We start from the raw sequence: 11,033 nt of genomic DNA on the forward strand, positions 1-11,033 counted from the left end.
GTGCAATTTCCTAATGCAAAGCGGTGAACAAATGCAGTACCAGAACTGGGGCCCGCAGGAGATGGCCGCGCCCGCCAAGAACAGCCTGCCGGAGGTGCCGGTGGAGCGCGGCATGGTACTCGAGGACGTCCAGTCCGGCTGGGTGGGCGCGGTAACCCGGGTGGAGAAGTCCGGCGGCATGCACGTGGTGGCGCTTGAGGACCGCCGCGGAAAGTCCCGGTCCTTCAAACTGGGCTTCGGCTTCCTCCTCGAAGGCCAGCCGATCCGGCTGATGCCCCCGGCTCCCAAAGCGCAACCCGCAGGGTCAGGCACGACCGGCCGGACGGCGTCGGGTTCGGTGCGTGTGGAAGGGCAGCGGGCACAGGTGGCCAAGGCCAGTCGCATCTGGGTTGAAGGCAAGCACGACGCCGAACTGGTGGAAAAAGTCTGGGGCGACGACCTCCGGGTGGAGGGCATCGTCGTCGAACCTCTCCATGGCATCGATGACCTGGCGGCGGCCGTTGCTTCGTTCCGCCCCGGTCCCGGCCGCAGGCTGGGCGTCCTGGTGGACCATCTGGTCCCGGATTCCAAGGAGTCCAGAATCGCCGACGCTGTGATGGCGTCCCCCGGGGCCGCCGGGAACGTGCTGATCGTCGGCCACCCGTACGTCGACGTCTGGCAGGCCATCCGGCCGTCGGTGCTCGGCATTCCGCAGTGGCCCGTGGTGCCGCGCGGCACGGACTGGAAAACCGGCATCCTCACCGCCTTCGGCTGGCCGCACGAGACCAAGGAGGACATTGGCCTCGGCTGGCAGAAACTCCTCGGTGCCGTGCGCACCTACGCTGACCTCGAGCCCGCCCTGCTGGGCCGGGTCGAAGAGGTCATCGATTTCCTAACGGTGCCCTAAATTTTCATCGCTACGCCCCCGGGTTCGGCGTTGAGCCCGCGATTGCGCGTACGGCCCGGTATCCTTGGTACGGCGTCACCGCACCGCGGGCCGGCGCCGCATCAAAGCACCAAAGCACCAACGCACCAACGCACCAACGCACCAACGCACCAACGCAAGCTAAAGGAAGACACCGTGGCAGAAGACGCTCGCGACCGCAGGGACACCCAGTCCGGCCAGGACCTGCCCCAGTACCATGGCGTTCCGGCCAACGCACTTCCGCTGACGGCCAGCGAGGACCGGCAGTGGGCCACCCTGGCACACTTCGGCGGCATCCTCGGCTGCGTTCCGGCGCTCCTGATCTACCTCATCTTCCGCGACCGCGGCCCGTTCACCGCACAGGAGTCCAAGGAAGCCCTCAACTTCACCCTGCCACCCACGATTGCGGCCTTCGTGGCCAACCTGCTGGTGCTGCTTCCGGTCGTCGGCAACCTGTTCGCCGTCGTGGCCACACTCATCTGGATTGCGCTGACATGCTTCGCGGTGTCCGCCGGCGTCCACGTCAACAAGGGCCAGCCGCACCGGTACCAGTACAACCTGCGCTGGATCAAGTAACGCCTCAACAGAACAATGCGGGGTCAGATACAGCCCAATCCAGTAAGGATTTTGGGCGGTATCTGACCCCGCATTGGCTTTAAGCGGTCAGTCCGGCAGGAGCCTGCGGACCACGGCGTCCGCCAGGAGGCGGCCTTTCAGGGTGAGGACCAGTCGGCCCCTGAAGGCATCTTCCGGCACCACGAGGCCGTCGGCGATCAGCCCGGCCACGGCCTTCCTACCGGACGGCGAGAGTGCGGCGGTTTCAAGCCCCGAGGACAACCGGGCTTCCAGCATCACCTTTTCGACGCCCCGCGTTTCCGCGTCGAGCGTTTCGCGTCCGGCTGCCGGCGAGGCACCTGAGCCGAGCCGGCCGGCATAGGCGGTGGGGTGCTTGACGTTCCACCAGCGCACCCCGCCCACATGCGAGTGCGCCCCCGGGCCGATGCCCCACCAGTCGTCCCCGCGCCAGTACGCGAGGTTGTGGCGGCACGCCTGTTCCGCCGTCGCGGACCAGTTGCTGACCTCGTACCAGTGCAGGCCGGCGTCGGAGATCATCCTGTCGGCGAGTTCGTACTTGTCGGCATGGTCGTCGTCGTCGATTTCCGGAACTTCGCCGCGGCGGATCTGGGCGGCAAGCTTGGTGCCGTCCTCAATGATCAGCGCGTAAGCGCTGATGTGGTCCGGCTTGTAGGACAGCGCGGTCTCGAGCGAAAAGCGCCAGTCCTCCAGGGATTCGCCCGGCGTGCCGTAGATGAGGTCCAGACTGACAGCCAGTCCGGCGTCACGTGCCCACTGCACCACGAGCGGGACGCGGCTTGGGGTGTGGGTGCGGTCCAAGACCTTCAGCACGTGGGGTACCGCGGACTGCATCCCGAAGGATACCCGGGTGAAGCCCGCGTCCGCCAGCAGTTGCAATGACTCCGGCGTTACGGAATCCGGGTTGGCCTCGGTGGTCACCTCGGCACCGGGTTCGATCCCCCAGGTGTCAATGGCGGCACGGAGGATCCGCGCCAAGTCCTCGGCAGGCAGCAGAGTAGGCGTGCCGCCGCCGAAGAAGACGGTGCTCAGCCTGCGGGCAGGCAGGCCCGACTCCTCCAGGACCCGCGCGGCAAAATCCACTTCCGAGATGGCGGTGGAGGCGTACGCGTCCTGGGACGCACCGCCTCCGAGCTCGGTGGCGGTGTAGGTGTTGAAGTCGCAGTAACCGCAGCGCACCGCGCAAAACGGGATGTGCACGTACAGCCCGAAGGCCCGGTTGGCCGCACCGTCCGCCGCCTGCAGCGGCAGCAGTCCGTCCGACGGCGCGGGGTCACCCAGGGGAAGGACGCTAGGCATGCGTGCGGCCTCCGGAGGTTCGGGCCACGGTCATCACTACTTCTTGGCCTTGTCCTTGGATTCGTCGGTGGTGAGGGCGGCGATGAAGGCCTCCTGCGGCACTTCCACGCGCCCCACCATCTTCATGCGCTTCTTGCCTTCCTTCTGCTTTTCCAGCAGTTTGCGCTTACGGGAGATGTCACCGCCGTAGCACTTGGCCAGGACGTCCTTGCGGATGGCGCGGATGGACTCACGGGCGATGATCCGGGAACCGATAGCCGCCTGGATGGGCACCTCGAACTGCTGGCGGGGAATGAGTTCGCGCAGCTTGCCGGTCATCATCACGCCGTAGGCGTACGCCTTGTCCTTATGGGTGATGGCACTGAAGGCGTCCACCTGTTCGCCCTGGAGCAGGATGTCCACCTTGACCAGGTCGGCAACCTGTTCGCCGTCGGCCTTCCAGTCCAGCGAGGCGTAGCCGCGCGTCTTGGACTTGAGCAAGTCGAAGAAGTCGAAGACAATTTCGGCCAGGGGCATCCAGTACCGCAGCTCAACCCGGTCCTCGGACAGGTAGTCCATGCCGCGCATGACGCCACGGCGGCCCTGGCAGAGCTCCATGATGGCGCCGACGAACTCGTTGGGGGCCAGGATGGTGGCAGCCACCATGGGTTCGCGGACCTCGTTGATCTTTCCGGAGGGGAACTCGCTGGGGTTCGTCACCGTGACCACGTTCTTGTCCTCGAGTGTGACCTCATAGACCACGTTCGGTGCGGTGGAGATCAGGTCCAGGTTGAATTCGCGTTCGAGGCGTTCACGCACGATCTCCAGGTGCAGCAGGCCAAGGAAGCCCACGCGGAAGCCGAAGCCCAGTGCTGCGGAGGTTTCCGGTTCGTAGATCAGTGCTGCATCGTTCAGCTTGAGCTTGTCCAAGGCGTCGCGCAGCACCGGGTAGTCGGTGCCGTCGAGCGGGTAGAGGCCTGAAAACACCATGGGCTTGGGATCGGCGTAGCCGCTGAGTGATTCCGAGGCAGGCTTGGCAAGGTTGGTGACGGTGTCGCCCACCTTCGACTGGCGGACGTCCTTCACACCGGTGATGAGGTAGCCAACCTCCCCGACACCAAGGCCTTTGGAGGGTATTGGCTCCGGGGAGCTGACGCCGATTTCCAGGAGTTCATGGCTGGCCCTGGTGGACATCATCTGGATGCGCTCACGCGGGTGCAGCATGCCGTCCACAACGCGAACATAGGTAACCACGCCACGGTACGTGTCATAGACGGAGTCAAAGATCATGGCCCGGGCAGGCGCGTCCGGGTCGCCGACGGGTGCGGGCAGGTCGCGCACGATCTTGTCCAGGAGGGCCTCAACGCCCACGCCGGTCTTGCCGGACACCAGCAGCACGTCTTCCGGATCGCCGCCGATCAGGCTGGCGAGTTCGGCGGCGTACTTCTCTGGCTGGGCTGCCGGCAGGTCGATCTTGTTCAGGACCGGAATGATGGTGAGGTCGTTTTCCATGGCCAGATACAGGTTTGCCAGCGTCTGGGCCTCAATGCCCTGCGCGGCGTCCACCAGCAGAACGGCGCCTTCGCAGGCAGCCAGGGAACGGGACACCTCGTAGGTGAAATCCACGTGGCCCGGAGTATCAATCATGTTCAGGGCGTAGCTCACGCCGTCCAGTTCCCACGGCATGCGGACAGCCTGGGACTTGATGGTGATACCGCGCTCCCGCTCGATATCCATGCGGTCCAGATACTGGGCCTTCATGTCGCGGGACTGCACGACACCGGTGAACTGCAGCATGCGGTCGGCCAAGGTGGACTTACCGTGGTCAATGTGCGCGATGATGCAGAAATTCCGAATAATGGCCGGATCTGTCGCGGCGGGCACCGGGGCGGTGCGGGCCATGGGAGACACGCAGGGTCCTTACTGTTGGCATTTCAGCGGCGTTGTTCAGGCTGAACTCTGGCCATCCTGCTGCCTGCCGCAATATCTGAACCTCTAGTCTCCCACGTCCCGGGCGCTGGCAGTACATTTTGCGCGGCCCGCACACCCGGATGTCGGGCTGCCGCGGAGCCCGCGCCGGTATGGTGGCCCGCATGGCCCTGAACTTCTCCTCGATCGGCTCCGCCCTCCGCGCCTCGCTCCGCTTCCTCGGCGTGCTGAGGCAGCCGGCGGTCCGCACTCCGGCACGAACGCGTACTGCCGCGGCCGCCTGCACCCATTCGGCCACGCGCGCTCCTGCGGCCGCCTGCGGGAGGGCCGGAGATGCAGCCCGGCTCCCGGCCGGCGTCACGGGGACTTACCCGGGCGACTTCACCGGCACGGCGACCCTGCGCTACTCCCCCTCTCCCGACGGGCGCCCGGACCCCGGCGAGATCGTGTGGACCTGGGTTCCCTTCGAAGAGGACTATTCGCGCGGCAAGGACCGGCCGGTCCTTCTGGCGGGCAGCCACGGCAGATATCTGCTGGGCCTAATGCTGACCGGCAAAGACCATGATGGCCGCCCGCGTGCCCGCCTCGATTACGTGGACATCGGCACCGGGCCGTGGGACAGGCAAGGCCGCCCCAGCGAGGCCAAGCTGGACCGCGTCCTGCAGATTCACCCGGCCGACATCCGGCGCGAGGGGTCGGTGCTGGAGCGGAATAAGTTTAGGCTGGTGGCGGACGAGTTGCGTCGGCTGCACGGCTGGAACTGATGCGGGCGCGCCGTCCCTGCGCGGAATGGCCACACATGCCTCCGACCTGCTAACATTTATAGTTGTGTGTCCGTGCAGGTCGACGGTCACTGATGGCTGGCCGCCATAGGTATCCCCACGCCGCTCAGTCAAGGCCAGCTTGAAAGCCCTCTAGACCATTTCCGCATTACAAAGAGAGTTCACACGTGGCAAATATCAAGTCCCAGAAGAAGCGCATCCTGACCAACGAGAAGGCTCGCCTGCGCAATAACGCAGTCAAGTCCGAGCTGAAGACGGCCATCCGCGCCGTCAACACCGCCGTTGAGTCCTCCGACAAGGAAGCTGCTACTACTGCGCTCGTTTCTGCCAGCCGTAAGCTGGACAAGGCTGTCAGCAAGGGTGTTCTGCACAAGAACAACGCTGCAAACCGCAAGTCGGCGATCTCCAAGAAGGTCAACGCACTCTAAGGTTTTCCAGTTCATCTGAACTGATGCTTGTGGCCGGCACCATTGGTGCCGGCCACTTCTCTTTTAAACTTCCGACGGCGGGACTCCCGGTTTGATTTCCGACGGCAGGTTCCGGCGGCGGCTTCTGCCTACTGAGTCCGGTGACTTCCGAGTCGTTCCGCGTCCGCCGGCAGCCGTCCTGCTGCCGCCTCGCCGGGCTAACGCCCGCGGGCAGCAGCCGCTATCACCGTCACGGCGTGCTCCACCGCGTACACCGGATCACGCGATAGTCCCTTGACCTGCGCGTCAGCTTCGGCCGTGACCTGGATGGACCGTGCCAGACCCTCCGGCGTCCACCTGCGGACGTCACGCTGGGCCTGCTCCACCAGCCACGGCTGCATGCCCAACTGCTTGGCGATCTGCGCTGCCGAGCCCTTGGCGCCGGCGACCTTGGCGACTGTCCGCAGCTTCGCCGCCAGGGCCGCCACCAGCGGCACCGGATCGGCGCCGGTGGCCAGCGCATGCCGAAGGGTGGACAGGGCCACAGGCCCGTTGCCTGCCATCGCGGCGTCGGCCACCTTGAAGGCTGTCGCCTCGACCCTGCCGCCGTAGTAGCGGTCGACCATGTCAGCATCAACGGCTGTGGAGGCGTCCGCTATGAGCTGGCTGCACGCGGCCGCCAGCTCGGACAGGTTGGCGCCGACGGCGTTGACCAGGGACTGCACTGCCTCCGGGGTGATCCGCCTGGCGGCGGCCTTGAACTCCGCCGTAACGAAGGCGGTCTTTTCCGCATCCTTCTTCAGCGGCTGGCAGTCGACGGTCGGCCATCCTCCGGCTTTCACGGCATCGAGGAGCTTCTTGCCGCGGGTTCCGCCGCCGTGACGGAGCACGAGGACAGCGTCCTGCTCCACGTGCTTGAGATAAGTCAGTGCGTCTGCAAGGAAGGCGTCGTTCATCGCTTCGAGGCCGTCCACCTCGATCAGCTTGCTTTCGCCGAACAGTGACGGGCTGACATTCATGGCCAGCGCACCGGCCTCATACGAGCCGGCAGTGAGCCTGGTGACTTCCACGTCCGGTGCAGCGGCACGTACCTGTGTCCGGACACGGTCCATCGCACGGATGCCGAGATACTCCTCGGGACCCGTGATCAGGACGACCGCCGCAGGGGCTACGTCCCGCCACGACGCCATGTTAGCTGCCGGCGTCTTCGGTCGTTGCTGGGCAGCGGCCACTGGTGATTCCTCCCGGAGTTCAGATTGCAGACTCTAAGTCTCCCATGATCGTTGGGGCCGGCGCGGCGGAGCCTCACCTCGGGCAGCCGGTCGAGGATGCGGGCAGCGCCGGCGTGCGCGGCGAAGACCAGCCTGACGGTCCGGCCGGGATGGGCAGCCATCCACACGGCGAGCAAGGTCACCACAGAGAAGAGCAGCATGGTCAGCAACCCGAACGCGCCCTCCGGCCAGGGCGGCGCGGCGCCGGGAAGTCCGGCGGTGAACCGGGCGACGGCTGCCACCCCGCCAGCAAAGAAGCCGGCAACACCGATCAGGACGGTGGCCAGCCACGGCGCGATAGGCAGGAGCGCCACGGCAGCGGTGCCCATGATGGTGACTGGTGCTACGAGCGGGGCAACAAGCACGTTGGCCAGCAGTGAGTAAGTGGAAAACTGTGGCTGCAGCATCACAATGACTGGTCCGCACAGCACCTGGGCTGACAGTGGCACGGCAACAGCTGCAGCCGCCCAGCGCGGCACCCTTGCTGGAAACCAGCCCATGACGCAGCGGCCCAGCACGATAATCCCCAGCGTGGCGAGGACGGAGAGCAGGAACCCGAAGCTGACGCCCAGTTCCGGCTGCAGGAGCAGCAGGGCAATCACGGCGAGGCAAAGGAAACTCAGTCCACGGCCGGCCCGGCCACCTGCCAGGGATGCCAACGCAATGGCACCCATCAGCGATGCCCTGAGGACGCTCGCATCGGGACCCACCATGAGGACGAACAGGCCGAGGCCTGCGAGGGCGAGGGCTGCGGCCGGAATCCTGGCCACGCGCAGCGAGCGTGCCGCCAACAGCAGAGCACCAAGAATCAGGCTGCAATTGGCACCGGATACCGCTGTCAGGTGCGTGAGGCCCACGGTTTTCATGGCTGTCTCGAGTTCCTCGTCGAGGCCGCCGGTATCGCCGGTAACCATGCCGGGCAGGAGTCCCCTCGCGTCGGGATCCAGCCAATCGGCGGCAGAGGCGAACCGCTTGCCCAAGGCGGCCGGCGCCTGCTGCCAATCCTGCGATGCTGCGAGCCGGACAGGCGGTGATGACGCAGTCAGGATCGCAGCCTCCACCCTGCCAGGGTCCGGGGACCGGAGCTTTCCCGTGACGCGCAGCAACTGCCCGGCGCCTGCCTGCTGCCACTCCTCCCCGCCGATAATGACCACCGGCAGATGGGCATGCGTGACCTGACCTCCAGAGGTTAACGATCGGGCCATCGCCCCGATGGCCCATCGTTCGGCTCGGCCGGAGGGGCCGGGCGTCTTGAGTGCCCGCGGAGACCCGGTGATCTCGGCTTCCGCAACAACTGACGCCCGCCCGGCGATCAGTCCTGCCACCTGCTCGTCGTGACGCTGGGCTGCTGACACTGCAGAGTGGGCAGTCGATGCCGCTGCAAGCATGAGAGCCGCCGTGAGGGTGGTCAGGAAACTGCGCCGCCAGCGCCCTCCGGCCTTCTTCCTGCGCAGGATGATCGCCAGCAGCACTCCGGCACACGCGGCAAGACTGCCCCACATATGCAGAAGGCTGACTGGCGTCAGCCATGGCCCCGCGACAGTGGCGGCCCACACGAGCAGCGCGGCCGGGGCAAGGCGAAGATCGGTCCGGCGCCGGTTCGGTTCGGATGCGGCCGCGTCCTGTTGCCCTGAGAGCAGACGACGGCGGATGGACGCACGGATTTTCTGGCTGAGGCCATGAGCAGGACCGGGCCCGGACGGAGCCTGTGAGGGCAGGGATTCGATGGCGGCAGAATCACCGGACGCGAAATCCTCTGGCGCGAAGTCGTTAGCCCTGGGGAAATCAACAGCCGCCTGGACATACCGCTGCCAGCGGCTGGGCGCCCGTGCGGTCCTGCCTTCCATGTCAGACGGTCACCAGCGGAAGCAGTGTTTCCAGCATTTTAGGACCGACTCCGTCGACGGCGTCCAGTTCCTCGGGCGACTTGAAGGGGCCCTGCTGCGTCCGCCAGTCAACGATGCGCTGGGCCAGAACCGGGCCAACCCTCGGCAACTCGCCGAGTTCCTCCACGGTGGCGGTGTTGAGGTTGATCTTCCCGCCGGCACCGTTCCCTGCAGGCCCGCCGGTTCCATCGGCGGGGGCACCTTCCGGTCCTGATGTGCCGTCCGCTCCTGATGTTCCGGCCGTGCCGGATTTGTCCGCAGGCGCGGCACCGGTCGTTTCAGCCGGTGCCGCCTCGCCGCGGCGCGGCACGTAGATTTTCTGGGCGTCTTCCAGCGGGGAAGCGAGGTTAAGGCGGTCGAGGTCGGCCTCCGGGCGGGCGCCCCCGGCCGCGGCGATGGCCTCATGCACCCGGCTTCCGCGCGGGAGCCGGACCACTCCGGTTTTCTTCACCGCTCCCGCGACGTGCACCACGACATTCGCGGCTACCCCATCGCTGTTCGTCCCGTCAGAGCCAGCCCCCTCACCGTCTTTCCCGGAGGTGTCTTTACCCGCGGTGTCTTTCCCGTCGCCGGTTGGCCCGGTGCTTTCCGTGCCGCTGCCGTCCGCGCTACTGCCCTGTCGATCAGATGCGCCGGTGGCCGGCGTCCCGGTCGCATCGTGGGTCACCGAGCTGAGCGGAAGGACTACAGGTCCGTTGGCAGCCACCTGCCACCAGAGCAACGCCCCGGCAATCAGGGACAGCACGCCCACCAATGCTGCGGCGCGAATGCCAAGGCGCCAGCGGAACCGCGGTTCGGCCACTTCCCCGGACACCGCGGACCCGGCGGAAGTGGACTTCTTACCGTATGCGAATCCGGCTCCCGTGCCCGCCTCCAGCAGTCCGATGGCGTCACTGCGGGGCTGCTGGTCGGGCTCTTCATCGACGGTGAAGCCGGCATTACCTGTAACGCCGGGTGCAGGCGGCCCGAGTGAGGCCGCCAGCCTTCTGGCTGCCCGCCCATCTGTTTCCCTTCCCTGCATGGAGCGGCGTCCACCACCTGAACGCCCCGGGCCTGGGCTCTCCTCGCCAGCGCGCGGCTCAGCGCTGGCTGAAGCTCCAGCGATCCGGCGTGACATATCCACCACGCTAGGGAACGGTCAGCCCTCCCGACAGTCCCGTAATGCCCTATGTGGATTGCGACATGTGGATAGCCGCCGCTACCGCTGATAGGTGATGTACGCCTCGTACTGGACGCGCCACTTCTCCGGCTCCTTGGGATCGGGGATGGTGGTGGTGAGGAACTGGACGCTGGTCACCTGGCCCTTCAAGTATTTCAGCCATTTTGTGACTTCCTCGGCCACATCCCGGTCCAGCTGGGCGACGTGGTGGACTTGCATGGACATGGGAGCCTCCTTGCTTGGTGGGGAGACTGTACTACCGGCTGGCGGGCACTGCTAGGGCATGAGAAGTGGGCAGCGTCTTGGGCGCCCCGACTAGGGCAGGCCCTGCGGGGACACGTCAAGTGGCAGCGGGTTGCGGCGGCGCGATAGTGGCAGGCGTTTTCCTAGGCCGCTTTGGATGACCAGTAGGGCCATGGACCAACCGGCAGCGGTGGTTCAGGGACGGCGAAAGCCATCGGGCTCCCGACCCCGTCAAGGTCCTCGGGGGCTTCAAGGGATTCGTGGCCCTGATCCCGCGCGAGTCCGAACTGGCCATCGAACTCGTCGAAGCCATCGGAACCGCCTGGCCCCTCCAAAGGGTCGGGCCAATCACCCGGCTCCTGATAGTCCTGGACTGGTGGTGGTTCCTGCCAGCCGGGCGGTGGTTCTGGCCAGGTGGTTGGTTCCCAGTCCTGGTACTCGGCCTTGTAGTACCGGCCCGACGGTGAGATCCAACCCGGTGGGGCGTCGCGGGTGGCGCCGGCTGGTTGCCAGGCCGTGTTGACCCTTCTATGGGTGTCAAGCGCTGCAGGGGGTAGGGTTTGCTGCGTTGAGTGTTCGG

The 11,033-nt window shown here is 66.2% G+C and carries 10 protein-coding genes; 4 read left to right on the plus strand and 6 right to left on the minus strand.

Going from position 1 to position 11,033, the window contains the following annotated elements; all coding sequences use genetic code 11:
* Positions 1-31: 31 nt before the first annotated feature.
* A complete protein-coding gene (locus ACFTSA_RS10055) occupies positions 32-886 on the plus strand; it encodes a DUF3097 domain-containing protein (protein WP_377951119.1) in 855 nt (284 codons plus the stop codon).
* 174 nt (positions 887-1,060) lie between these two features.
* Positions 1,061-1,480, plus strand: a complete 420-nt coding sequence (locus ACFTSA_RS10060) for a DUF4870 domain-containing protein (RefSeq protein ID WP_003800826.1) — start codon at positions 1,061-1,063, stop codon at positions 1,478-1,480.
* An 87-nt stretch (positions 1,481-1,567) separates the two neighbouring features.
* On the opposite strand, the gene hemW is transcribed toward ACFTSA_RS10060, so the two are convergent.
* Together hemW and lepA are read right to left on the minus strand one after the other, a co-directional pair.
* Positions 1,568-2,797, minus strand: coding sequence for a radical SAM family heme chaperone HemW (gene hemW / locus ACFTSA_RS10065; protein ID WP_377951121.1), 1,230 nt, complete (start codon positions 2,795-2,797; stop codon positions 1,568-1,570).
* A 36-nt stretch (positions 2,798-2,833) separates the two neighbouring features.
* A complete protein-coding gene (gene lepA / locus ACFTSA_RS10070) occupies positions 2,834-4,687 on the minus strand; it encodes a translation elongation factor 4 (protein WP_377951122.1) in 1,854 nt (617 codons plus the stop codon).
* 182 nt (positions 4,688-4,869) lie between these two features.
* On the opposite strand from lepA, the gene ACFTSA_RS10075 reads away from it, so the two are divergent.
* Together ACFTSA_RS10075 and rpsT are read left to right on the plus strand one after the other, a co-directional pair.
* Positions 4,870-5,469 carry a type II toxin-antitoxin system PemK/MazF family toxin gene (locus ACFTSA_RS10075; protein ID WP_377951123.1) on the plus strand — a complete coding sequence of 200 codons (600 nt, stop codon included), beginning with the start codon at positions 4,870-4,872 and terminating at the stop codon, positions 5,467-5,469.
* Positions 5,470-5,654: 185 nt separating this feature from the next.
* Positions 5,655-5,915: a 30S ribosomal protein S20 gene (rpsT, locus tag ACFTSA_RS10080; protein ID WP_003800822.1), complete on the plus strand. Its 261-nt coding sequence runs from the start codon at positions 5,655-5,657 to the stop codon at positions 5,913-5,915.
* Positions 5,916-6,112: 197 nt separating this feature from the next.
* On the opposite strand, the gene holA is transcribed toward rpsT, so the two are convergent.
* The 4 genes from holA to ACFTSA_RS10100 form a co-directional block, all read right to left on the minus strand.
* Positions 6,113-7,126, minus strand: a complete 1,014-nt coding sequence (gene holA, locus ACFTSA_RS10085) for a DNA polymerase III subunit delta (RefSeq protein WP_377951124.1) — start codon at positions 7,124-7,126, stop codon at positions 6,113-6,115.
* A complete protein-coding gene (locus ACFTSA_RS10090; RefSeq protein WP_377951125.1) occupies positions 7,063-9,012 on the minus strand; it encodes a ComEC/Rec2 family competence protein in 1,950 nt (649 codons plus the stop codon). The genes holA and ACFTSA_RS10090 overlap by 64 nt, the downstream gene beginning before the upstream one ends.
* A 1-nt stretch (position 9,013) precedes the next feature.
* Entirely contained in the window at positions 9,014-10,072 is a 1,059-nt protein-coding gene (locus tag ACFTSA_RS10095) for a ComEA family DNA-binding protein (RefSeq protein WP_377951126.1), read from the minus strand.
* A 177-nt stretch (positions 10,073-10,249) separates the two neighbouring features.
* Positions 10,250-10,435 (minus strand): hypothetical protein, encoded by a 186-nt coding sequence (locus ACFTSA_RS10100; RefSeq protein ID WP_377951127.1) that lies wholly within the window; start codon positions 10,433-10,435, stop codon positions 10,250-10,252.
* Between the last annotated feature and the right edge of the window lie 598 nt (positions 10,436-11,033).

This window comes from Arthrobacter sp. NPDC057013 (assembly GCF_042674585.1).
Lineage (GTDB): Bacteria > Actinomycetota > Actinomycetes > Actinomycetales > Micrococcaceae > Arthrobacter.

Coding starts and splice junctions, on each gene's coding strand:
- ACFTSA_RS10100 (WP_377951127.1), bottom strand. CDS start 10,435: ATGTCCATGCAAGTCCACCACGTCGCCCAGCTGGACCGGGATGTGGCC.
- ACFTSA_RS10055 (WP_377951119.1), top strand. CDS start 32: ATGCAGTACCAGAACTGGGGCCCGCAGGAGATGGCCGCGCCCGCCAAG.
- ACFTSA_RS10095 (WP_377951126.1), bottom strand. CDS start 10,072: ATGCAGGGAAGGGAAACAGATGGGCGGGCAGCCAGAAGGCTGGCGGCC.
- hemW (WP_377951121.1), bottom strand. CDS start 2,797: ATGCCTAGCGTCCTTCCCCTGGGTGACCCCGCGCCGTCGGACGGACTG.
- ACFTSA_RS10090 (WP_377951125.1), bottom strand. CDS start 9,012: ATGGAAGGCAGGACCGCACGGGCGCCCAGCCGCTGGCAGCGGTATGTC.
- ACFTSA_RS10075 (WP_377951123.1), top strand. CDS start 4,870: ATGGCCCTGAACTTCTCCTCGATCGGCTCCGCCCTCCGCGCCTCGCTC.